This is a genomic window from Variovorax sp. GW821-FHT06D12 (assembly GCF_059419205.1).
Genome location: NZ_JBWKRI010000006.1, coordinates 443,900 through 466,727, shown reverse-complemented (window position 1 = coordinate 466,727; position 22,828 = coordinate 443,900). Strand labels below are relative to the sequence as shown.

At 68.8% G+C, this 22,828-nt stretch carries 23 protein-coding genes; 6 read left to right on the top strand and 17 right to left on the bottom strand.

Annotated elements, in window-relative coordinates; all coding sequences use genetic code 11:
* From AC07SQ_RS21155 to AC07SQ_RS21135, 5 genes are all read right to left on the bottom strand, one after another.
* Positions 1-392 (bottom strand): TRAP transporter large permease subunit (locus AC07SQ_RS21155; protein WP_495272740.1); only part of this gene is annotated, 392 nt, incomplete at its 3' end.
* A 9-nt stretch (positions 393-401) separates the two neighbouring features.
* The gene (locus AC07SQ_RS21150) at positions 402-935 is read right to left on the bottom strand and encodes a TRAP transporter small permease (protein ID WP_095747225.1); all 534 of its coding nucleotides are present in this window, start codon (positions 933-935) and stop codon (positions 402-404) included.
* 3 nt (positions 936-938) lie between these two features.
* A complete protein-coding gene (locus tag AC07SQ_RS21145) occupies positions 939-1,919 on the bottom strand; it encodes a TRAP transporter substrate-binding protein (protein WP_495272739.1) in 981 nt (326 codons plus the stop codon).
* 111 nt (positions 1,920-2,030) lie between these two features.
* The gene (locus tag AC07SQ_RS21140) at positions 2,031-2,291 is read right to left on the bottom strand and encodes a hypothetical protein (protein WP_225616844.1); all 261 of its coding nucleotides are present in this window, start codon (positions 2,289-2,291) and stop codon (positions 2,031-2,033) included.
* A gap of 28 nt (positions 2,292-2,319) precedes the next feature.
* Positions 2,320-3,645 carry a PA0049 C-terminal domain-containing protein gene (locus tag AC07SQ_RS21135; protein WP_495272738.1) on the bottom strand — a complete coding sequence of 442 codons (1,326 nt, stop codon included), beginning with the start codon at positions 3,643-3,645 and terminating at the stop codon, positions 2,320-2,322.
* Between the two features lie 653 nt (positions 3,646-4,298).
* Here AC07SQ_RS21135 and AC07SQ_RS21130 point away from each other — a divergent pair.
* The gene (locus AC07SQ_RS21130; RefSeq protein WP_159274083.1) at positions 4,299-4,928 is read left to right on the top strand and encodes a LysE family translocator; all 630 of its coding nucleotides are present in this window, start codon (positions 4,299-4,301) and stop codon (positions 4,926-4,928) included.
* An 18-nt stretch (positions 4,929-4,946) separates the two neighbouring features.
* Here AC07SQ_RS21130 and AC07SQ_RS21125 read toward each other — a convergent pair whose 3' ends face one another.
* From AC07SQ_RS21125 to AC07SQ_RS21110, 4 genes are read right to left on the bottom strand one after another with little or no spacing between them, the layout of a single operon-like run.
* A complete protein-coding gene (locus AC07SQ_RS21125) occupies positions 4,947-6,365 on the bottom strand; it encodes an L-serine ammonia-lyase (RefSeq protein ID WP_495272737.1) in 1,419 nt (472 codons plus the stop codon).
* Complete coding sequence (locus AC07SQ_RS21120; RefSeq protein ID WP_139700676.1) at positions 6,362-7,342, bottom strand: ABC transporter substrate-binding protein; 981 nt, start codon at positions 7,340-7,342, stop codon at positions 6,362-6,364. Before AC07SQ_RS21120 ends, AC07SQ_RS21125 begins: the two co-directional genes overlap by 4 nt.
* 32 nt (positions 7,343-7,374) lie before the next feature.
* Entirely contained in the window at positions 7,375-9,021 is a 1,647-nt protein-coding gene (locus tag AC07SQ_RS21115; protein WP_062477436.1) for an ABC transporter permease, read from the bottom strand.
* A 15-nt stretch (positions 9,022-9,036) separates the two neighbouring features.
* The gene (locus tag AC07SQ_RS21110; protein ID WP_062477439.1) at positions 9,037-10,107 is read right to left on the bottom strand and encodes an ABC transporter ATP-binding protein; all 1,071 of its coding nucleotides are present in this window, start codon (positions 10,105-10,107) and stop codon (positions 9,037-9,039) included.
* A gap of 222 nt (positions 10,108-10,329) precedes the next feature.
* On the opposite strand from AC07SQ_RS21110, the gene AC07SQ_RS21105 reads away from it, so the two are divergent.
* Together AC07SQ_RS21105 and serB are read left to right on the top strand one after the other, a co-directional pair.
* Complete coding sequence (locus AC07SQ_RS21105; protein ID WP_495272736.1) at positions 10,330-11,214, top strand: LysR substrate-binding domain-containing protein; 885 nt, start codon at positions 10,330-10,332, stop codon at positions 11,212-11,214.
* Complete coding sequence (gene serB / locus AC07SQ_RS21100; protein WP_495272735.1) at positions 11,211-11,897, top strand: phosphoserine phosphatase SerB; 687 nt, start codon at positions 11,211-11,213, stop codon at positions 11,895-11,897. The genes AC07SQ_RS21105 and serB overlap by 4 nt, the downstream gene beginning before the upstream one ends.
* Here the strand turns inward: serB and recG are convergent.
* The 3 genes from recG to AC07SQ_RS21085 are packed head-to-tail and all read right to left on the bottom strand — an operon-like array spanning position 11,887 to position 16,171.
* On the bottom strand, positions 11,887-13,995 hold the full coding sequence (gene recG / locus AC07SQ_RS21095; protein WP_495272734.1) for an ATP-dependent DNA helicase RecG: 2,109 nt from the start codon (positions 13,993-13,995) through the stop codon (positions 11,887-11,889). The two genes, serB and recG, sit on opposite strands and share 11 nt — an antisense overlap.
* An 11-nt stretch (positions 13,996-14,006) precedes the next feature.
* The gene (locus AC07SQ_RS21090; RefSeq protein WP_495272733.1) at positions 14,007-15,497 is read right to left on the bottom strand and encodes a TIGR01777 family oxidoreductase; all 1,491 of its coding nucleotides are present in this window, start codon (positions 15,495-15,497) and stop codon (positions 14,007-14,009) included.
* Complete coding sequence (locus AC07SQ_RS21085; protein WP_495272732.1) at positions 15,494-16,171, bottom strand: DUF4166 domain-containing protein; 678 nt, start codon at positions 16,169-16,171, stop codon at positions 15,494-15,496. The genes AC07SQ_RS21090 and AC07SQ_RS21085 overlap by 4 nt, the downstream gene beginning before the upstream one ends.
* Positions 16,172-16,296: 125 nt before the next feature.
* On the opposite strand from AC07SQ_RS21085, the gene queA reads away from it, so the two are divergent.
* Complete coding sequence (gene queA / locus AC07SQ_RS21080; protein ID WP_495272731.1) at positions 16,297-17,340, top strand: tRNA preQ1(34) S-adenosylmethionine ribosyltransferase-isomerase QueA; 1,044 nt, start codon at positions 16,297-16,299, stop codon at positions 17,338-17,340.
* Positions 17,341-17,348: 8 nt separating this feature from the next.
* Positions 17,349-18,521, top strand: coding sequence for a tRNA guanosine(34) transglycosylase Tgt (tgt, locus tag AC07SQ_RS21075; protein ID WP_495272730.1), 1,173 nt, complete (start codon positions 17,349-17,351; stop codon positions 18,519-18,521).
* Here the strand turns inward: tgt and AC07SQ_RS21070 are convergent.
* Complete coding sequence (locus AC07SQ_RS21070; RefSeq protein WP_307582127.1) at positions 18,518-18,898, bottom strand: hypothetical protein; 381 nt, start codon at positions 18,896-18,898, stop codon at positions 18,518-18,520. The two genes, tgt and AC07SQ_RS21070, sit on opposite strands and share 4 nt — an antisense overlap.
* Before the next feature lie 135 nt (positions 18,899-19,033).
* On the opposite strand from AC07SQ_RS21070, the gene AC07SQ_RS21065 reads away from it, so the two are divergent.
* Entirely contained in the window at positions 19,034-19,816 is a 783-nt protein-coding gene (locus AC07SQ_RS21065) for an SDR family NAD(P)-dependent oxidoreductase (protein WP_495272729.1), read from the top strand.
* A 72-nt stretch (positions 19,817-19,888) separates the two neighbouring features.
* Here AC07SQ_RS21065 and AC07SQ_RS21060 read toward each other — a convergent pair whose 3' ends face one another.
* The 4 genes from AC07SQ_RS21060 to AC07SQ_RS21045 all read right to left on the bottom strand — a co-directional run bounded on the left by AC07SQ_RS21060 (position 19,889) and on the right by AC07SQ_RS21045 (position 22,754).
* Positions 19,889-20,266 (bottom strand): DUF3597 domain-containing protein, encoded by a 378-nt coding sequence (locus tag AC07SQ_RS21060; protein WP_015867813.1) that lies wholly within the window; start codon positions 20,264-20,266, stop codon positions 19,889-19,891.
* A 91-nt stretch (positions 20,267-20,357) separates the two neighbouring features.
* Entirely contained in the window at positions 20,358-21,467 is a 1,110-nt protein-coding gene (locus AC07SQ_RS21055) for a serine endopeptidase (protein WP_495272728.1), read from the bottom strand.
* Positions 21,468-21,510: 43 nt separating this feature from the next.
* Positions 21,511-22,311 (bottom strand): DUF2145 domain-containing protein, encoded by an 801-nt coding sequence (locus AC07SQ_RS21050; protein WP_062477466.1) that lies wholly within the window; start codon positions 22,309-22,311, stop codon positions 21,511-21,513.
* Entirely contained in the window at positions 22,308-22,754 is a 447-nt protein-coding gene (locus AC07SQ_RS21045) for a hypothetical protein (RefSeq protein WP_307582698.1), read from the bottom strand. The genes AC07SQ_RS21050 and AC07SQ_RS21045 overlap by 4 nt, the downstream gene beginning before the upstream one ends.
* Between the last annotated feature and the right edge of the window lie 74 nt (positions 22,755-22,828).

Sequence of the window (22,828 nt, the reverse complement as noted above, 5' to 3'; positions counted from 1 at the left end):
TCGGGCAGCGCCACCTTGGCGATGGTGGCGCAGGTGGCGGCCGAGGAGCCCGAGACCGAGCCGAACACGCCGCAGCCGAGGATGGTGGTGTGCATGAGCCGGCCGGGCACGCGGTTCAGCCACGGCCTCAGGCCTTCGAACATCTCCTCGCTGAGCTTGGTGCGGAACAGGATCTCGCCCATCCAGATGAACAGCGGCAGCGCCGCCAGCTCCCAGCTCGCGTTGCTTTCCCAGAAGGCAGAGAACAGGTTCTTGCCAGGCAGGGTGTTGGTGAAGAAGGCCTGGCCGACCCAGCCGACGATGGCCAGAGTCATGGCGATCCAGACGCCGCCGGCGAGCAAGAGAAGCATGATGGCGAGCAAGAGCGCGCCCATGAGCAGTGTTTCGAGCATGGCGTGCGTTCAGACGTCGGAGGAAAAATCGCCGGCTGCGTGCCGCTCTTCGATGGCGCGCTGGTAGCTGGGCTTTTCGCCGCGCACCACGCCCACCAGCTCATCGAGCATGGCGATCAAGAGCAGCCAGCAGCCGATCACGAAGGCGGACTGCGGAATCCAGATCGGAATGACCACCAACCCTGTGGCCATCTCCGCGAACTCGTAGCTTTCGTACGTGAAGCTGGTGGCCCAGTAGGTGAGGTAGGCCACCGACACTGCCGCGATCAGCAGGCACATCACGTCCAGCACACGCCGCACTTTCAGCGGCACCGCGTCCAGCAGCAGCGTCACGCGAACGAAGTCACCATGCCGGAACGCATGCGCCATCGCAAAGAAGGCCGCAGCGGCGCACAGCCAGGAGACGATGTCGTTGAGCCCGCTCACGTGCCAGTTCATCTGGCGGCCCACACCGGCCACGATCATCAGCACGAAGATCAGGAAGACGCAGAAAGCGCCCAGCGCGCCTGCACCGTCGTACAGGCGGTCGAGGAAGCGGCGCACGGCTTACTTTTTCTTGTAGGTGTCGACGATGGAAGCACCGTCTGCACCAGCAGCCTTGAGCCAGTCGGCCTGCATGATGCCGCCGACCTGGCGCATGTCGGTGTCCAGCTTGGGCGAAGGCTTGTGCACCTTCATGCCGCGCTCGGCGAGCAGGCGCTTGTACTCGTCGTTCTTCTCCTGTGCGACCTTCCAGCCGCGCGCCTCGGCGTCGGCTGCGGCCTTGGTCACCGCTGCTTTGGTGGTCGCATCCAACGCATCGAAGGCCTTGGCGTTCACGAGGATCGCGTTCTTCGGAATCCACGCCTGCGTGTCGTAGAAGTTCTTGATGTGCTCGAAGGTCTTGGTGTCGTAGCCGGTGGAGCCCGAGCTCATGTAGCTCTCGATCACGCCGGTGGCCATGGCGGCACTGAGTTCAGCCTGCTGAATCTGCACGGGCTGCGCGCCGATGAGTTCGGCGATCTTGGCCGTGGCCGGGCTGTAGGCGCGCCACTTGATGCCGCGCAGGTCGGCCACCGAGCCGATCTCCTTCTTGGTGTAGATGCCCTGCGGTGCCCATGGCACCACGAACAGCACCTTGATGCCCTGGGCGGCGAGCAGCTTGTCCATCGCGGGCTTGGAGGCGTCGTAGAGCTTGCGGGCTTCGGGGTACGTGGTGGCCAGGAAGGGCACGCCGTCCAGCGCGTAGATCGGGTTCTCGTTGGCGTAGTTGGCCAGCAGGATCTCGCCGGCCTGGGCCTGGCCGCTTTGCACGGCGCGCTTGATCTCGGGCGCCTTGAACAGCGACGCGTTGGCGTGCACCGTGATCTTCAGCTTGCCGCCGGTGGCCGCGTCCACGTCTTTCGCGAACTGCGTGATGTTCTCGGTGTGGTAGTTGGTCGCGGGGTAGGCATTGGCCAGATCCCACTTGGTCTGGGCGTGGGCGCCGAGGGAAAAGGCCAGGACCGCGAAGGCAGTGACGACGGCGTGCGCGTAGGGATTTCGCATGGAAACGCTCCAGGAGTGCAAAGAGGGAAAAGAGAGGGAGAGAAAACGAATGAACGAGGCGAAGCCGCGGCGTGCAATCCATGCACGCCGTGGCGCCGACGGCCAAGCCGGCTATTCCTTCTTCTTGGGGGCCAGCTCGAGCGGGCTGGCCGGCAGGTCGGAGCGCCGGGGCTCGGGCTTGTCCGCGACCTTGCAGTCCTGGTCCTTGAACGGACCGGCCTCGCGCACCCAGTCGGGGCTGATCGGATGCTGCGCGCAGACGGCCTTGCCGCTGACCTTGTTGCGCATCAGGTAGAAGCTCTCGGTGGGTTGCGCCAGGGCCGCGCCCGACAACGCCAGGCCGACGATGCCGATGAAGAGTTGGTGTTTCATGTCCATGCCTTCTTGTGATGCAACGTTGTCAGGGTGCCGGCGCCGACAGGGTCTTCGCCATCGCGATCACCAGGTTGCGGCCCTGGGCCACGATGGCATCGCGGAAGCCCTCGAAGGTTGCATCCGTGATCTTGCCGTCGCTGCCCGCGCCGAAGCGCGTCATGACCGGCGTGTGGATGTGCCCGGCGGGAATGTTCAGCTTGAAGGTGTCGCGCAGCAGCGTGTTGCGGTACGCGCTCGCATTGGAGAGGTAGTTGCCGCCGCCGCCCCGGCTGGCGCAGTTGTTGTCCAGCGGGCCCAGCGCGTCTTTCTTGCACGGCTGCACGGAGTAGGTGTCACGCCGCAGCACGTCCCAGCCACCGGGCGTGCCGGTGTCGCGGTTGATGACGCCCTCGCCCGTCTTCGCGTCGATCATGGCCTGGAACGGCAGCGTCGACACCGTGAACTGCGGCGGCGTCTCCTTGGCCCAGGGCCGCGGCAGGAAGCCGAGCCAGCGCTCCGGCGGATAGATGTCGCAGTCCAGCACCGATGGGAACCTGTCGCCGTCCATGCAGGCGGGCCAGACGTTGTCGTTGCCCGGGATGCTGGCCAGGTGGTAGCGGCCGTTGAAGTGCTCCAGATGGAAGGCACCACCGCCCTGGCTCATGGAGATGGACGCGTCCACGCGCTTGGGCCCGGGCTTGAACCACGGTCCCAGCGTGTCTTCCTGCATGCCCTGCAAGAAGGGCGGGTAGTTCACGGGCAGGATGAAGGTGCGGATGACGGCCGTGGTGCCGTCGCCCAGCGCCACGGTGTTGCCGTCCAGCGAGAGGATGGTCGCGCCCGAGGGATTGCCGATGCGGATGTTCGGGTTGTCGTGAACGCCCGGCGTGCCCAGCGTGAAGGGATCGAAGCCGCTGACCAGGATGCGCTTGTGGCCCGCGCCTTCCGGGAAGTCGATCGCGTACTGGCCGCGCGACGCGCGCTCGAATTCGTTCTCCAGCGCGGCGCGCTGTGCGTCGTCGAGCGGGAAGTCGGGCTTCCACTGGCGCAGCGCGAACGTCATGGTCAGGCGCGCCCAGTACAGCATGCGGTCGTCGCTCTGCGGCAGGCTGCCCTCGACCTTGCGGCCCTGCACCCGGTCCACCGCGGCCTGCCACAGCTGCTGGCCCTCGGCCTTCAGCAGGGTGACGGCCGCGTCGTAGCTCGACGCACCGGCCAGTCCGTCCTTGCACAGCTTGAGGGCGAACGCCGGCCCGAATTTGTCGAAGCCGCTGGCCTGCAGCACCTGCTGCGAGAAGCTCGCCGCATCGCTGGCGCTGAGCTTGTTGGGCAGGCGCTGCTCTTCGTACGAGGCCGCGACGCCGGTGTCCATTGCGCACCTGGCCTGGATCGCCGGCGGCGCGGGTGGTGGGGGATTCGTCGTCGGTGGCGGTGCAGGCGGCGGTGCATTGGCAGCGGCGATCGCTGCTGCAATGGCCGCGACGGTGGCCGGGTCAGCCCCGCCACCTCCGCTGCCACCACCGCATCCCGCCAATACCGCCGCGCAGATGCCCAGCCCCAGTGCATTCCGACGCCAGGAGATGCCGCCCTGCGGGGCGCCTGTGGCGTCCTTCGCTTTGCAGTCGTCCCCCGCAGAAGGGCTTGGATGAAAGTCGCTTGCCATGACGAATCGCTCCCATGAATGTGATGTGCAGACCAGGAAAGCCTCACGACCGGTCGCCGCGAGGCTTGGGAATTGGTCAACACCACCATGGATCTAGGTCTCAACCAGATCATCTTGGTTGAGCTTGGATATATGTTTTGTTGAACAATTAACCAAATGATGCCCCACCATGTTTGTCATGAAATTGGTGCAAACCCGCAAGGTGAGCGATGCAGGCGCTACGGCCACGCGCCTCGCCGCACAGCGGTGCCCCGCTGATTCGTGAGGTGCACGCGAGGGCAAACGAACACCGCAGGCAGCGCGGCGCGCCACCGGACTGCTGAAATAATGGTCACCCCGCCACCCCCACCGCCGGATGCGCCATGACCCTGTCCGCCTACTTGCTGTTCCTCCCCGCCTGCTTCGCCATCAACATGGCGTTCGGCCCCAACAACCTGCTGTCGGTGACCAACGGCGCGAAGCACGGCGTGTCGCCGGCCGTGATCGCGGCGAGCGGCCGGCTCGTGGCCTTCGCGGTCATGATCGCCATCGCGGGCCTGGGCATGGGCGCGGTGTTGGTCGCATCGGAGCTGGCCTTCGACGTCATCAAGTACATCGGCGCCGCGTACCTCGTGTGGATCGGCGTCCGGCTGCTGCGCGCGCCGGCGCCGACTGCGCAAGTGCAGGCGCACGAAGCAGCCCCGCCGTCGATGCGTGCGCTGGTGCGCCAGGAGTTCACGGTGGCGGCCGGCAACCCGAAGGCGATCCTGGTGTTCACCGCCTTCTTCCCGCAGTTCGTGGTGCCCGGCGCGTATGCGTCGAGCTACGTGCTGCTGGGCGTGACCTTCCTGGTGTTCGAGCTGGTGGCGATCGCGCTGTATGCGCTGCTCGGCGCGCGCATGCGCCGCCTGGCCAACGGCAGCCGCGCGATGCGCTGGTTCAACCGCGTGAGCGGCAGCATGATGGTCGGCTTCGGGCTGATCCTCGCGTTCACGCGCCGGCCGGCGGGCTGAGCCGCGGCCGCGCGGCGGTCAGCACTCGACGATGTTCACGGCGAGGCCGCCGCGCGAGGTTTCCTTGTACTTGGTCTTCATGTCCGCGCCGGTCTGCATCATGGTCTGGATGACCTTGTCCAGCGACACGAAGTGCGAGCCGTCGCCGCGCAGGGCCATGCGCGCCGCGTTGATGGCCTTCACCGCGCCCATCGCGTTGCGCTCGATGCACGGGATCTGAACCAGCCCGCTGACCGGGTCGCAGGTCATGCCCAGGTTGTGCTCCATTCCGATCTCGGCGGCGTTCTCGACCTGGCCGGGCGTGCCGCCCATCACCGCGGCGAGCGCACCCGCCGCCATCGAGCAGGCGACGCCGACCTCGCCCTGGCAGCCGACCTCGGCGCCCGAGAGCGAGCCGTTCTTCTTGTAGAGGATGCCGATAGCGGCCGCGGTGAGCAGGAACTCGACCACGGCCTCGTCGCCCGCGCCGGGAAAGAAGCGCTGGTGGTAATGCAGCACTGCCGGGATCACGCCCGCCGCGCCGTTGGTGGGCGCGGTGACCACGCGCCCGCCGGCCGCGTTCTCTTCGTTGACGGCCATGGCGTACAGGTCGACCCAGTCCATCGCCGCGAGCGGGTCGGGCGCAGCCTGCGCCGTGCCGCTGCCCTGCAGCTGCCCGAACAGGTCGGCCGCGCGCCGGCGCACCTGCATGCGCCCGGGCAAGGTGCCGGTGCTTGCGCAGCCGCGGCGCACGGCGCCGGCCATCGCGTCCCACACCTGCAGCAGCTCCGACCGCACCTCGGCCTGCGGTCGCCATTGCGTTTCGTTGGCCATCATCAGCGCGGCGATCGACAGGCCCTGCGCGCGGCACTGCGCCAGCAGTTCCGCGCCGGTGTCGAAGGCGAAGGGCAGCGCGGCCGGCGCCGGGCGCTGCACGCCGGCTTCGTTGCGCACGCTCTCGCCCTGCGCATCGACGACGAAGCCGCCGCCCACTGAAAAGTAATCCGCCTCGGCCAGGGTCTGGCCCTGCGCATCCAATGCAATGAAGCGCAGGCCGTTCGGGTGCCGGGGCAGGCTCTTGCGCAGGAAGAGCAGGTGCTCTTTCTCATCGAACGCCACGGCGTGCGTGCCGAGCAGGTGCAGTCGCCGCTCGCGCCGGATGGCGGCGATGGCGGGCTCGATGGTGTCGGGGTCGATCCGGTCCGGCCGGTGGCCTGCGAGCCCGAGCAGCACGGCGCGGTCGGTGCCGTGGCCGCGCCCGGTGGCGCTCAGCGAGCCGTACAGCTGCGTCACCAGCGCGGCCACCTGCGGCAGCAGGCCTTGCGATTGCAGCAGGCAGGCGAACTGCCGCGCCGCGATCATCGGCCCGACCGTGTGCGAGCTCGAAGGGCCGATGCCGATCTTGAACAGATCGAAGGCGCTGACCGGCGTCGAAGGCGCCTTCGCCGTACTTGTCACCGCGCCTTCACCGCCAGGTTCCACAACGCCACGAGCTGCTCGTACTCCGCCGAGGCCGCTTCCTGGTCGAGCGGGAAGACCTTGATGGCGCTCAGGTCGGGCAGCGAGGTGAGCTTGGACACCGCGATGTCGCTGCGCACCGGACGGCGGAAGTTCTTCACCAGCAGCTCCTGCTGCGTCTCCTTGCTCAGCAGGCCGTTGTAGAGCGCGACGGCGGCGTCCATGTTCTTCGCGCCCTTCACGATGAACATGCCTTCGGGCGCTAGGTAGCTGCCCTCGGTGGGATAGACCAGCTTGATCTCCTTCTGGCCGCCCGCCACGTACTCCTGCGCCGCGTACTCGATGGTCAGGCCCACCGGGTACTCGCCGGCGGCCACGCCCTTGTAGGTGCTGCCCGACGACGCGGTGACGACCGCGTTGGCCGCCAGCTTGCCCAGGCCGTCGCGGCCGAACTGCTTGAGCAGGCCATACACCAGCATGTAGGCCGTGGCGCTCTTGCTCGGGTCGGTGATGGCGAACTTGCCCTTCCACTCGGGGCGCATCAGGTCCGACCAGGTCTTGGGCGCGGGCATGCCCTTGAGCTGGCGCTCGTTGACCATCATCACCATGACGTGCACGTTGGTGCCGACCCACAGGTCGTTCGGGCCGCGGAAGGCCGCGGGCACGGCCGCGAGGTCGGGCGACTTGTAGGGCGCCATCTGGTCCTTGTAGGCGCCCAGCGTGCCGAAGCCGCCGCTCCACAGCACGTCGCCGCGCGGGTTCTTGGCCTCGGCCTGGATGCGCTTCATCAGCGTGCCGGTGCCGCCCGTGACCTGCTGCACCGTGAGCCCGGGCGCCTTCTTCTTGACCACGGCCAGCGCGGTCTCGACGGTTTCGGTGTTGTTGGACGAATAGAGCACCACCGTCTGCGCACCCGCGACGCCCGCCGTGAAGGCCAGGGTCGCGAACGCGCATTTCGCCAGGGACTTGAAGGACATGAAAACCTCGCAGGTTGAAGTGAATGGGTGGGTCATTTGCTGGAGAACAGGTTGATACGGAACACCTTGATCGCCACCACGATGGGCAGCAGGATCACGCTGACCAGCGCCGCGCCGTAGGCCGAGGCCAGGCCCAGGCGGCCGCCGTCGACCTGGCGGAAGATGGCGATGGGCATGGTCTCCAGGCCGCCCGTGTAGACCACGATGGAGGCCGACAGCTCCGAGATCGTGGTCACCCACATCAGGATGGCGGCCGAGATGATCGAGGCCTTCATGGCCGGCAGCAGCACCTTGAAGAAGGTCTTCAGCGGGGACACGCCCAGGCTGATCGAGGCCTCCTCGATGGAGTCCGAGATGTTGAACAGCGTCGACGACGCGTTGCGCACCGCGAAGGGCAGGCGGCGCACCGTGTAGCACAGCACCATGATCCCCGAGGTGCCCGCCAGCACCAGCCAACCGGTGTTGAAGGTCTGCACCAGCGCAATGCCCAGCACCGTGCCCGAGATGGTCAGGGGCAGCACCACGATGTAGTCGAGCAGTTGCGTGAAGGGGTTGCGCTTCTTGATCGTCAGGTAGCTCACGAGCACCGCGAAGGCCACGCCCACCACCGTCGCCATCGAGGCGAACTTCAGCGAGTTGATGATCGGCTCGGGCGCGCCGCGCAGCGCGCGTTCCAGGCTCGACAGCGACCACTGGCCCCAGCGCATCACGGGCCCGCTGGTCTCGGTGAAGGCGCCCACGAAGACGATGAGCAGCGGCAGCATCGACAGCACGATGATCACGCCCACGCTGAGCGTGTAGAACACCGCCGCGCCCGAGCGCACGCGCACCACGGCGGGCGCGCGGCCCTGCGTCATCGTGTAGATCTTGCGTTCGACCACGCGCTTCTGGAAGAACAGCACGATGGCCACGATGCCGATGGACACCACCGACATCGCGCTTTGCAGCGTGGGGCTGCCGCCCATCTCGCCGACGAAGGCGTTGTACGTCATGACCGACAGCAGCGGCACGCTGCTGCCCAGCACCACCGACAGCGCGAAGTTGCCCACCACCAGCGTGAACACCACCAGCGCATTGACCAGCACCGCCGGCAGGATCACCGGCACCAGCACGCGCAGCTTGGTCACCAGCGGCGAGGTGCCCAGGCTCAGGCCGGCCTCTTCGAGCTGGCCGTCGAAGCCGCGCAGCGCGGCCAGCACGCCCAGGTAGATGTAGGTGTAGTAGACCAGGGTCATGGAGAACACCATGCCGGTCCAGCCGTAGAAGGTGGGCAGCGTGATGCCCGCGCCCGCGAGCAGGTTGGTCACCAGCCCGTTGTTGCCCAGCAGCAGCAGCCACGACTGGCCGACGATGATCTCGGGGATCACGATGGTCATGATCGGCAGCACCGCCACCAGGTTCTTCAGCGGGAAGTCGTAGCGCGCCACCATGTACGCGAAGGGCACGCCCACGGCCACGGTGCAGGCCGTGACCGACACGCCGAGCACCAGCGTGTTGCGGAACGCGAGCAGGTATTCGCTGTCCTGCAGCAAGGTGATGAAGCCGGACAGCGAGAACGCGCCCGACTCGTCGCGCACGCTGTTCACGAACAGCGTGCCCAGCGGATAGAACACGAAGAACAGCAGCAGCACGAGGCTGAGCAGGGTCAGGAAACCCCAGGGCCACCAGTTGATTTTCATGGCGTGCGTGTCCGTTCAGGCGGCGACGACGCGGCTGTCGGCCGGCACCAGCACCTGCACCGCATCGCCGGCCTGGAAGTCGGCCACCATGTTGCCGGCATGCAGCTCGACGCGGATCTCCGACTGGTCGTGCAGCCGGATGCGGTAGGCGGTCTTGAAGCCCAGGTACTGGCGGCGCAGCACCTCGCCCGCGATGGCGTTGGGCACGTGGGGCGCGGGCGCCATCAGCGACAGCGCCTCGGGGCGCGCGATGAGGATGCCCTGCGCGCCCAGCGCGGCGCCGCCCTGCTTGCCGTCCAGTTGCTGGCCGCACAGCTGGTAGCGCACGTGCGACGCGGCCCCGCCGGCGGACTCGGCCGGCACGGGAATCACGTTGGCCGAGCCGATGAAGTCCGCCACGTAGGCGTTCACCGGCGTGCCGTACAGCTCTTCGGGCGTGCCCAGCTGCGCGATGCTGCCGCGGTCCATGATGGCGATGCGGTCGGACATGGCCAACGCCTCTTCCTGGTCGTGCGTGACGAACACGGTGGTGATGCCGGCCTCGCGCACCAGATCGAGGATCACGTCGCGCATCTGCAGGCGCATCTTGGCGTCGAGGTTGGACAGCGGCTCGTCCATCAGCAGCACGCGCGGGCGGATCACCAGCGCGCGCGCCAGCGCCACGCGCTGGCGCTGGCCGCCGCTCATCTGCGCGGGGTAGCGGTCGGCCAGCGCGAGCAGGCTCACCTTGTCCAGCGCCTCGTTGACGCGCCGGGCGATCTCGGCCTTGGGCACCTTGCGCGCACGCAGGCCGTAGGCCACGTTGTCGAAGGCCGTCTTGTCGGGGAACAGCGCGTAGTCCTGGAACACCATGCCGATGTCGCGGTGGTGGGTGGACACGCGCGTCACGTCGTCCTTGTCGAACAGGATGCGCCCGCCGTCGGGCTCGTTGAAGCCCGCGATGCAGCGCAGCAGGGTCGTCTTGCCGCAGCCGCTGGGGCCCAGCAGGGTGTAGAAGGCGCCATCGGGCACATGCAGCGACAGGTTCTGCAGCACCGTCTGGTTGGCGAACTGCTTCACGACGTTGTCGATGGTGATGGAAGCCATGTCTCTTGTTCAGGGTGGAAGGAAGCGCGATGCTAGGTGCGCCCCCTGCACGCCACCAGCCGTATTTTTTAAGGCGGCCGGTTAGTTTTTCTGCAGGCTTCCCGGTCTACGATGCGCGCCGGCCTCCAACCCCGGGCGGCACGCAACCGAACACGAAAAGAACATGAGGAAGACAAGCCCGCTCGCCAAGGTACGCATGTGGTGACCCGACGCCTCCCCCCTTTGAAAGCGCTGCGCGCTTTCGAAGCGGCGGCGCGCCATGCCAACTTCACCGCGGCCGCCGACGAACTCAGCATCACGCACAGCGCCGTCAGCCAGCAGATCCGCCTGCTGGAGGACTACCTGGGCCAGCCGCTGTTCGCGCGCGAGGCCCGCGGCGCGACGCTGCTGCCCCATGCGCGCGACTACTTCGCCGAGGTGCAGGCCAGCCTGGACCGCATCGCCAGCGCCACGGCCGCGCTGAAGTCGCCCCACCAGCGCGCGAGCCTGCGCGTGTGCACCACGCCCTCGCTGGCGATGAAGTGGCTCATTCCGCGGCTGGCCGGCTTCCAGGCCCTGGCGCCGCAGACCGACGTGCAGCTGTCGACCCTGGGCCGCCAGTTCTTCGACCAGGCCGAGGCCGGCAGCGACGTGCTGATCCGCCGCATTCCCATGCAGCGCCCCGACCACACCTGCGTGCGCTGCCTGGACGACCACCTCGTGGCCGTGGCATCGCCGCGCTTCATCGAGCGGCACCGCATCGCCAGCATGGCCGACTGCCTGGGCCACCCGCTGCTGCAGGCCGCCGGCGAAGTGGAGAACTGGCCGCGCTGGTTCGAGCTGGCCGGCGTGCGCGTGCCGCCCCAGCTGCCGGGCCCCGTGTTCGATCACCAGTTTCTTTGCATGCAGGCAGCCATGAACGACCTGGGGCTCGCGCTGGCGCCCTGGTGCCTGCTCGAGGAAGACATCCGCGCCGACCGGCTGCGCGTGGTGTTTCCCGAACCGCGCCTGCCGGCCTCGGGCGTCTACGCGCTGTACCGCACCGAAGGGCCGGTGGCCGCGCTGGCACGGCAGTTCGTCGACTGGCTCGGCACGCAGCACTGGAACGCCGCACACCCCACGCCATGAACAAGACCACTTCTTCCCCCACCCTGCGGCTGTCGGACTTCAAGCTGATCGCCTTCGACATGGACTCGACGCTGATCGACATCGAGACGGTCGACGAGATCGCCGACATCGCGGGCTGCGGGCCCGAGGTCGCGGCCATCACCGAGGCCACGATGCACGGCGAGATCACCGACTACAAGGACAGCCTGCGCCGGCGCGTGGCCCTGCTGCGCGGCGTGCCGCTGTCGGCGCTGCAGGCCGTGTACGACCAGCGCCTGCACCTGAACCCCGGCGCCGAGACGCTGATCGGCGCGTGCAAGCAGGCCGGCCTGCGCGTCGTGCTGCTGAGCGGCGGCTTCACCTTCTTCACCGACCGGCTGCGCGATCGATTGAAGCTGGACGACACGCGCTCCAACGTGCTGGAGATCGAAGACGGCCGGCTGACCGGTCGCATGCTGCCCCAGCCCTGGGGCGACATCTGCGACGGCGAGGCCAAGAAGGACAAGCTGCTCGAGTGCTGCCGCGCGATGGGCATCCCGCCGGCCCGGGCCATCGCCGTGGGCGACGGCGCGAACGACCTGCCGATGATGCGCGCGGCCGGGCTGTCGGTGGCCTACCACGCCAAGCCGCTGGTGCGCGAGGCCGCCATGCTGTCGATCGACGAGGGCGGGCTCGACCGGCTGCTCGACCTTCTCAGGCCTTGAGGTACTCGGCCTTCGTGCCGAGCCAGCGGTCGATGTGGCGCTGCGCCAGCTCGGGGTGCTTCTGCAGCATCACCGGCGCAAGCTCGCGCGCCCAGTCGAGCAGCAGCGTGTCGGTCGCGAGGTCGGCGAAGCGCAGCAGCGGCGCGCCCGACTGACGCGCGCCGAGGAACTCGCCGGGGCCACGGATCTCGAGGTCGCGCCGCGCGATCTCGAAACCGTCGCCGGTCTCGGCCATGGCCTTGAGCCGCGCGCGCGCCGCCTCGCCCACGCGGCCGCTGTCGCCCGGCGCATAGAGCAGCACGCAGGCCGAAGCCGCCGCGCCGCGCCCCACGCGCCCGCGCAGCTGGTGCAGCTGCGACAGGCCGAAGCGCTCGGCATGCTCGATCACCATCAGCGAGGCGTTGGGCACGTCCACGCCCACTTCGATCACCGTGGTGCTCACCAGCACCTGGATTTCGTTCGCGGTGAAGGCCGCCATCACCGCCTGCTTCTCGGCCGTGGGCATGCGCGAATGCAGCAGGCCGACCTGGATGTGTTCGCCCAGCGTGCCGGCGAGTTCGTCGCGCGTCTCGGTGGCGTTGCGCAGGTCGACCGCCTCGCTCTCCTCGATCAGCGGGCAGACCCAGTAGACCTGCCGGCCCTGCGAAATCTGCGCCTGGATGCGGTCGATGACCTCGTCGCGCCGGTGGTCGGCCACCAGCTTGGTGACGATGGGCGTGCGGCCGGGCGGCAGTTCGTCGAGCGTGGAGACGTCGAGGTCGGCGTAGTAGCTCATCGCGAGCGTGCGCGGGATGGGGGTGGCGCTCATCATCAGCAGGTGCGGTTCGAGATGACCGCCGGCCTTGCCGCGCAATGCAAGACGCTGCGCGACGCCGAAGCGGTGCTGCTCGTCGATGATGGCCAACGCCAGGCTCCTGAAGCGCACCTTCTCCGAGATGACCGCATGCGTGCCGATGACCAGCGCGGCCTCGCCGCTTTCGACGGCGGCCGACATCTCGTCGCGCTCCTTCTTCTTCTGGCTGCCCGTGAGCCAGGCCACGCGCAGGCCGCGCTCGGCCAGCAGCGGATCGAGCCAGCCGACCAGCTTGCCGAAGTGCTGGGCCGCGAGGATTTCGGTGGGCGCCATCAGCGCGCACTGGAAGCCCGCGTCGATGCAGCGCGCCGCGGCCAGCGCTGCGACCACGGTCTTGCCCGAGCCCACGTCGCCTTGCAGCAGACGGTGCATCGGGATCTGGCGGTGCAGGTCGGCCGTGATCTCCTCGCCCACGCGCTGCTGCGCGCCGGTGAGGCCGAAGGGCAGCACGGCGAGCAACTGCGCATGCAGCGAACTCGCCGCCGCGTCGGTGGACGCAGGCAGCACCGGCGCACGCTGCGCCGCGCGCTCCAGCCGCGCCTGCAATTGCGAGAGCTGCTGCGCCAGCAGCTCCTCGGCCTTGATACGCTGCCACGCCGGGTGGCTGTGGTCTTCCAGCGCGGCGATCGACACGTCGGGCGTCGGATAGTGCAGGAAGCTCAGCGCGCTGCGCAGGTCCCACGCGCCGCGCAGGCCGATCTGCACCGGAATCGTCTCGTCGAGCAGCGCGCGCGCCAGGCCCGAGCGCACCTCGCGCCGCAGCACCGGCTGCGCGAGCCCGGCCACGGTCGAGTACACCGGCGTGAGCGCATTGGGCAGCGCCGTGCCGGCCGCCTTGACGGTCGGATGCATGATCTGCCGCCCCACGAAGCCGCCGCGCATCTCGCCGCGCACGCGCACCTTGGCGCCCACCGCGAGCTGCTTCTGCTGCGAGGGATAGAAGTTGAAGAAGCGCAGCTGGCAGGTGTCGCTGCCGTCGTCGATGGTGGCGATGAGCTGGCGGCGCGGTCGGAACACCACCTCGCACTCGATGACCACGCCCTCGACCTGCGCCATGTCGCCGTCGCGCGTGTCGGCCAGGCGCACGATGCGGGTCTCGTCCTCGTAGCGCATCGGCAGGTAGAGCGCGAAGTCGATGTCGCGCACGAGGCCGAGCTTGCGCAGCGCGCGCTGCACGAGGCTCAGGCCGGTGCCGGGCGGCGACGCCGGCGCGGCGGGGGGAGTCGGTTCTTTCTTGGCGGGCACGGGCAAGGCTTCTAGCGTGGACGGCAAAGGTCCGTCAAGGCGCTGCGGGCATCGGGGAACATGAACTGGAAGCCGGTGCGCAGCAGCTGCGCGGGCACCACGCGCTGGCCTTCGAGCAGCAGGTCGGCCTGCTCGCCGAGCAGCAGCTTCACGGGCGCGGCGGACGTGGGCATCCAGCAGGGGCGGTGCAGCACGGCGGCGGCGACGCGGGTGAAGGCCTCCTGGCTCACTGCACCCGGCGCGGTGACGTTGAAGGCCTGCGCGGCGACAGGGTCGGTGGCCGGCTCCGTCACCGTCCACACATGCGCGATGGCGCGGATCAGGTCGTGCACATGCACCCACGACAGCCACTGCCGCCCGCTGCCCAAGCGCCCGCCCATGCCCAGCTGCACCGGCATCAGCAGCTGCGGCAGCGAGCCCTGGTGGCCCAGCACGAAGCCGAAACGCAGGCAGGCCACGCGAACGCCGTGCGCCACGGCCGCGTGCGCGGCCTGCTCCCAGCGCTGGCACAGCGTCGACATGAAGATGTCCTGCGGCGGCGCGTCTTCGGCGAGCTCGGTGGCGTCGCCCTGCGGCTGCACGCCGTAGTAGCCGATGGCCGAGCCCGAGAGCAGCAGCCACGGCTTGCGGGGGCGCGTGGCGATCCATGCGACGAGCTGCTGCGTCAGGCCTTCGCGGCTTTGCAGCAGCTGCTGCTGGCGCCGCGCGCTCCAGCGCTGGCCGAGGATGCGTGCGCCCGCGAGGTTGACGACCACGTCGATGGCGTCCGCGGCGGGAATCTGGTCGAGCGATTGCACGCAGCGCACCGCGCCACCGAAGCCCCAGGCGGCGGCGCGCGCGTCGCGCGTCCACACCGTCACCGCATGGCCGTCGGCCAGCAGGTGGCGCACGAGGATCTGGCCGATGAAGCCGGTGCCGCCCGTCACCAGCACCTGCTGCGGTGTCGTGCCGAAGTGCACCGGCGCCTGGGCGTCGCGCGCCTGCGACTGCTTCTGCTGCTTGAACAGCGCGCGCGCCGCGAAGCCGTCGCGCAGGCCCGAGATACCGACGCCCACGCCGCACAACGCCAGGAAGGCGCTGAGCCAGCCGTGCGGCTGCCACACCATCGCCGTCGGTTGCGCTGCCCAGCCGACCGCGCTCATCGCCAGCAGCGCAATGAACGCGCCGGCGTTGATGGCCAGCACCGTGTGCGTCACGCGTTCGGTGGGCGGCAGCAGGCGGCTGCCGTCTTCGACCACGAAGTCCCACAGCGTGAGCACGATCTCGACGCCGAACACCGCGAGCAGCACCCACGCCCAGGCGCCGTGCCAGGCCCACGCCGACAGCCCGAGGAACAGCGCGCAATAGATCGACGAGCGCGTGGCATGGATCGCCAGCTCGCGCCCCGCCGTGCCGCGGCGCGGCAGCGCCTCGGTGCCTTCGTGGTGGTAGAGCGTGTCGAAGGCGCCCAGCGCACCTTGCGCCGCCATGAGCTGCAGGGCCAGCAGGTGCGTGTCGATCATGCGGACACCGCCTGCGGCTCCGGCACTTCCTCGAACACGCCGACCTGCGTGAAGGTGGTGCCCATGAGGCAGTGGCGGATCTCGATACGGATGTTGAAACGCTCGGGCGTCTCGTTGTGGTGCCAGAGGAAGGTCTTGCCCGGCGTGAACAGGCCCGGCAGCGGAATGCGCCAGCCGAACACCTCCCAGAAATAGCCATCGCTCTGGAAATGCAGGCTGCCGCTGGGCTCCACGCTCAGCACCAGCTTCATGCCCAACCCCATGCCGACGTACTCGAGCACCTCGCCGCGCTCGCTCTCGCGCATGAAGCTGGTGAACTGGATCGGTGGGCGACCGTGCAGGCGGTAGATGCGCTGCTTGTAGATGGCCGGGTCGTCGGGCCGGGCGTAGACCTGGATCTCGACCGGGAAGTGGCTGTCGCTGTAGGGGATCAGCGCGCCCTGGATCATCGGCTGCGTGAGATGCCCCAGCAGCTTGCCGAAGCGCGAGCAGCGCAGCTCGCTGAGCGCGCCCAGGTAGTGCAGCGCCTTGCCCGGCAGGGGGTTCTTGTCGAAGCGCCGGCGGATGTCGGGGTGCAGGCCCATCCAGGCACCACCCAGGATCTTCTTGAAGAGCTCGCCTTCGGAAGGTGGGGCGGGGGCTGGCGTGACACGCGCGACGGAAGAATCGACCATGCGCCGATTCTGCCTCGGCAACCCCGAGCGGCGCCCGTGATTCCGGGCCATGGGACAATCGCCGCTCTCCGCCTTTTTCTCTTCCCATGCCTCCTTGGCACGGGCCCGTCCGGCCCTCAAGCACCATGCGCGCCCTCACGCTTTCCGATTTCGATTTCCATCTGCCGCCCGAGCTGGTGGCACAACACCCGGCCACCGAACGCACCGCCTCCCGTCTGCTCGACGGCACAGGCCCCGCCCCGGCCGACCGCATCTTCAAGGAACTGCCCTCGCTGCTGCGCGCGGGCGACCTGCTGGTCTTCAACGACACGCGCGTGGTCAAGGCGCGCCTGTTCGGCGAGAAGCCGACCGGCGGCAAGCTCGAGCTGCTGGTCGAGCGCGTGCTGCAGGGCCACGAGGTGGTCGCGCACATGAAGGTCAGCAAGAAGCCGCCCGTGGGCACCACGCTGGAGATGGTGGGCGGCTTTCGCGCCACGCTGCTGGGCCGCTGGCCCGAGGAAGACGGCGCGCTGTTCCGCTTCGGCTTCGAGAGCGACGCCGGCGAAGACCCGTATGCGCTGATGCAGCGCTGCGGCCACGTGCCGCTGCCGCCCTACATCACGCACACCGACTCGGCCGACGACGAGAGCCGCTACCAGACCGTGTTCGCACGCGTGCCCGGCGCCGTGGCCGCGCCCACGGCCGCATTGCACTTCGACGAAGGCCTGCTGGCCGAACTCGAAGCGCGCGGCGTGCAGCGCGCCAACGTCACGCTGCACGTGGGCGCCGGCACCTTCCAGCCGGTGAAGACCGAGAACATCGCCGAACACACGATGCACGCCGAGCGCTACGAAGTGCCCGAGGCCACGCAGCGCGCCATTGCCGAATGCAAGGCACGCGGCGGGCGCGTGGTTGCCGTGGGCACGACCACCGTGCGCACGCTCGAGTCGTGGGCAAAAAGTGGCGAGGCCACGGGCGACACGCGCATCTTCATCACGCCGGGCTTCGCCTTCGAACACGTCGACGTGCTGGTGACCAACTTCCATTTGCCCAAGAGCACGCTGATGATGCTGGTCTCGGCCTTCGCGGGTTATGAGCGCGTGATGGCGCTGTATGCCCACGCCATCGCCAACGGCTACCGCTTCTTCAGCTACGGCGACGCCATGCTGCTCGCACGCACCCAGGACTGAACGACATCATGCTGAACTTCGAACTCCTCAAGACCGACCCCGACAGCCACGCGCGCCGCGCCACGCTCACGCTCAACCACGGCAAGGTCCAGACGCCGATCTTCATGCCCGTGGGCACCTACGGCACCGTCAAGGGCGTGATGCCGCGCAGCCTCGAAGAGATGGGCGCGCAGATCATCCTGGGCAACACCTTCCACCTGTGGATGCGCCCGGGGCTGGACGTGATGGCGAGCTTCGGCGGCCTGCACCAGTTCGAGAAATGGGACAAGCCCATCCTCACCGACTCGGGCGGCTTCCAGGTGTGGTCGCTGGGCGCGATGCGCAAGATCAGCGAAGAAGGCGTGAAGTTCGCGTCGCCCGTCAACGGCGACAAGCTGTTCCTCACGCCCGAGGTCTCGATGCAGATCCAGACCATCCTGAACAGCGACATCGTGATGCAGTTCGACGAGTGCACGCCCTACGACACCAAGGGCCACATCACGACCGAGGCCGAGGCGCGCGTCTCGATGGAGCTGAGCCTGCGCTGGGCCAAGCGCTGCCAGAGCGAATTCGCGCGGCTCGAGAACCCCAACGCGCTGTTCGGCATCGTGCAGGGCGGCATGTTCGAGAACCTGCGCGAAGAGTCGCTGGCGGCGCTGGTCGACATGGACTTCCCCGGCTACGCCATCGGCGGCGTGAGCGTGGGCGAGCCCAAGGAAGAGATGCTGCACATCATGGGCCACACGCCGCACCGGCTGCCCGCGAACAAGCCGCGCTACCTGATGGGCGTGGGCACGCCCGAAGACCTGGTGCAGGGCGTGGCCGACGGCGTGGACATGTTCGACTGCGTGATGCCCACGCGCAATGCGCGCAACGGCACGATGTTCACGCGCTTCGGCGACCTGAAGATGCGCAACGCGCGCCACAAGAGCGACCCGCAGCCGGTCGACCCGAGCTGCACCTGCCACGCCTGCGCCGGCACCTCGGGCGTGAGCTGGAACGACGGCGGGCGCGAAGGCTTCAGCCGCGCCTACCTGCACCACCTGGACCGCTGCGGCGAAATGCTCGGCCCGATGCTGTGCACGATCCATAACCTGCACTACTACCTGAACCTGATGACGGAGATTCGCGCGGCGCTCGACGCGGGCACCTTCACGGAGTTCCGCGCGCAGTTCAAGGCCGACCGCGCACGCGGCGTCTAGGACTTCGCGGCGCCCGGGGGCTGGATGGCCAGCGGCGTCGCGTAGGGCTCGATGCGCAGCAGCTCGTTCCTGAAGACCACGACCTGCCTGAGCGGTGCCTGCACCAGCGCCCCGCTCGCGTCCTTGTGCGAGGCGTACTGCCAGAGCGTGAGCTGGCCCTTCTCGGCCAGCATGGCGGCCAGCCGCTGCACGGGCGGCGCCGTGCCGGTGCCCAGTTGGGCCGCCTCGATGCCCACCACGATGTCGTCTCGCGGCGAGACCACCTTGAAAAGCAGCACGGGCGCCGGTGCCTGCGCCTGTGCGCGGACGTGCCGCGCCGCGAAGGCGGCCGGAAGCAGCGCGAGACAGAAGACGAAGCGGCGGTTGAAGGAGCTCATGGGTCGAAGCGTATGCCTGCCACGGCGCCCTGCCCACAGGCCGGAAGCCATACGCCGGGTGGAGGCCCGGCCGGCACCAGAGACGCCGTCATCCGGTACGCTTGCCCTGTCTTCACTGCGGTTGTCCTCACCCTCATGACCCACGCCTCCCCACCCACGGCCTATACCGCCCGCTACCCCTCGCTGGCCGGCCGCACCGTGTTCATCTCGGGCGGCGCCAGCGGCATCGGCGAATCGCTGGTGCGGGCCTTTCATGCCCAAGGCGCGAAGGTCGGCTTCTGCGACCTCGACACGGCCGCCGGCGATGCGCTTGCCGCGCAGCTGCAGGGCGCTCACCCCGCGCTGTTCGTGCCCTGCGACGTGACCGACACGGCCGCGCTCGCCGCCGCCATCGACGCGGTGCGCCAGCGCTTCGGGCCGGTGTCGGTGCTGCTGAACAACGCGGCCAACGACCGGCGCCACGAGATGGCCGACGTGACCAGCGACGACTTCGACCGCCTCGTGGCCGTCAACATCAAGCACCAGTTCTTTGCTGCGCAGGCCGTGGCCGACGACATGCGCGCGCTGGGCGGCGGCTCGATCGTCAACTTCGGCTCGATCAGCTGGCTCATGAAGGGCCGCGGCTACCCGGTCTACCAGGCCTGCAAGGCGGGCGTGAACGGCCTCACGCGCTCGCTGGCGCGCGACCTGGGCAAGCAGAACATCCGGGTCAACACGATCATGCCCGGCTGGGTGATGACCGAGCGGCAGATCAAGCTGTGGGTGAAGCCCGAATCCGCCGCGGAGATCGATGCGGCGCAATGCCTGCCGGGCCGCGTGATGGCGGAAGACATCGCCGCGATGGCGCTGTTCCTCGCGGCCGACGATTCGCGCATGTGCACCGCGCAGGACTACGTGGTGGACGCAGGCTGGACCTGAAGCGCTTCAACGCTCGCCCCAAAGAAAAAAGCCCGGCATGCCGGGCTTTTTGCTGCGTGGGTGGCGGGACGATCAGTCGCGCAGTTCGGCCGGCAGCGTGCCGCCATTGGCGGCGATGCGAGTCATCACCTGCTTGTGCAGGCCGATGTTCCATTCGGCCGAACCCGGTTCGCCGTTGCTGTAGAGGATTTCGCTGGCCAGTTCCTTGCGCGCGGCGAGGCTGCTGTCCAGGCCAAGCAACTTGAGCAGGTCGACGATCGAGGTGCGCCAGTTCAGGCCGGCGGCACCCGGCATCGCGTCCAGGACGGCGGGCACGTCGCCCAGCGGGATCGCGGGCGGCGGCGCGACAGCGGCCGGTGCGCCGGGTGCAGCCGCCGGCGGTGCGGCGACGACTTCAGCGGCGTTGGCCGACGGAAAAATCTTGGAAAAAATCTTGCCGAAAATGCTCATGGGTGTGCTCCGTCAATGTGAATGGGAAAACCCGCGGCACGGCGTTGCGTGACGCAGCCCGGGGTTGTAGCACGACCGTGCGGCGCTTTCGCTACGTGGCCGGCTGAACCGGCGCGCCCGGCGTGACCGATTGCGCAGTGCCGGTCACAGGTGTATGCGGCGCCTGCGCAACGGCCGAGGTACCGCAGGCATGGCAGAACTTGGAGAACGCGCTCTTGCGCGTGCTGCAGTGGCCGCAGTGGTCGAACAGGCCGATGCCGCAGTGCGGGCAGAAGTCGATCTCGTTGTTCTTCAGGTCGACCGGCCGCTCGCAGCCGGGGCACACGCTCTTGGCCAGGCGGGCCAGCGCGACGTCGTAGCTGAGCTCTTCGCGGCGCACCTGGTCGGGCTGCTGCTCGGCGAGCTTCTGGCGCGCCAGGTAGCGGTTGAGCGCCACGATGGCATAGCGCCCCACCAGCACCGTGAGCACGATGCCCACCACGTAGCGCACGTAGCCGCCGTAGCTCGGCAGGTAGGGCACCAGCTCGACGAAGAAGGCAAACAGCGCAAAGAAGATGAAGCCCCACACGAAGGGCCAGTAGGTGCTCTTGCGCTTCTTCACGAACAGCCAGCCGGCCACCAGCAGCAGCGGCAGGGTCAGCGCGAGCCGGTAGCCGAACACGCGCAGTTCGACGCGGCGGTACTCGGCGTCCAGGCGCTGCTGCGCGTCGTGCTCCAGCACGCCCAATGCCGCGCGCGCGCGCTGCTCGGCCTGGCGCGCGTCGAGTGCGATCTGGCGCTGCGCGTCGGCCTTGCGCTGCGCCGCGTCTTCCTTCTGCTTGAAGGCGTCGAGCGCCTTGGTGCGCGCGATGAGCTCGGTGTCCTGGTCGGGCTGCGCGGTGGCGCGGCGCGTGGCGATCCAGTTGCCGAAGGTCTCGCGCGCGTTGGCGCTGGCCTGCTGCGCGGTGTTGAGCTGCAGCTGCGCCTGGTCGAGATCGCGCGAGGCCTGCAGCTCGGCGGCCTCCGAGGCCTTGATGGTGGCGCGCAGCGGCTCGGCCGCAGGCTTGTCGATGAAGTCGTCGAGCACGCGCACGCGCTCGACCTGCGGCAGGTCGCCCACGATCGTGCTGCCCAGCCCGATCAGGAAGCTCGCGAACACGAACGCCACCAGCCACAGGCCGCGGCGGAACCACTTCTCGGACAGGCGCAGGGATTTGCTCATGGTCTTTCCTTCGTTCTTTCTTTTCTTCGTTGCATCTCTTCGCTCAGAGCTTGAGTGTGACCGGCGCCGCGCCTAAGCCCGCACGCGGCAGCCAGGCGAACACCGAGTCGACGGTCACGGTCTCGATGCGGTCCGAAAACCGCTTCTCGTTCGGATGATCGTCGAAAGCGATGTTGGCCGAGCCCACGCGCCCGCCCAGGCGGGTCAGCGGGCCGAGGTTCAGCGTGGTGGGCTCGTAGCCTTTGAACTGCAGCCAGGCCTGCGCCTGCGCGCGGGTGCCGATGGTGGCGGGCTCCATCGCCGCGGCCAGGGTCTCGATGGCCCACTGGTTCGACTGCTGGTACTTCTGGCCCCAGGCGTAGCTCACGATGCTGTAGGGCGCCACGTTCAGGCGCACGAGGCGCGCGTCGGGCTCGCGCAGCGCGGCCATCAGCTGCGCCTGCACCGCCGGCGTGGGCACGGACCAGGCGGCCTCGTAGCGCCACAGGTCGTCGAGGAAGAACTCGCCCAGCCCCTGCCGGTAGACCGCGGCCACCGCCGTGCCGCAGTGGTTGAGCTTGTGCACCACGCGCCACGGGCCTTCGTCGGTCTTGTAGGCGATGCCCAGATGCGAATAGCGCAGGCCGTACTTGCTCAGGTCCTGTCCGGCGCGCGCCAGGATGACCACCCGCGCGCCGCTCGCGTCGAGCTGCTGCGAGGTGCGCTCGGCCAGCTGCATGCCCTTGACGATCAGCGCTGGCGTCGGCCTGACCTGTTCGCACGAGCGGCCGGCGTTCGCCTGCAAGGGCAGCACCGCTGCGATGGCGAACGCGAGCAGCAGCGCGGGGCGCAGGGCGGGTTTCACGACAGTCTTTCGTTGTGGAGCAGTGCGCGGCCGACCGCGTTGGGCACGAAGGCCAGCACCTCGCCGGCAGCCGAGAGCACGACGCCCGTGCCGATCACGCTCACGACCACGGCCGTGCCGACAGCCGCCGACACGCCACGGGTGGCGCGCCCCATCACCTTGACGCTGGCGCGGGCGCCGTCCGAGGCGCGTTCGAGCAGGTAGACGGTGCCGTCGACCGAGGCCTCGACCGCGATCACCGTGAGCACCGAACCGCCCACCGACAGCGCCGCGGGCACAGCGACCACCGCGGTGGCCGACGCACCGACGACCGAAGCGGCGCCGACCACCGAGGCCACGGGCAGCAGCGACAGCGCGGCCGAGGCCTCGCTCTGGGCCCGTGCGGGCAGCGGCGTCGCGACACCCGCGAACGCGGCGCAGGCGGCGAAGGCCAGGGCGGCCATCGAGCGCACCAGGGCGGTCTTGCGCGAAGCCGGCAGGCCGCGCGGGATGATCGAAGCGGTGGAGGATGAGAGGG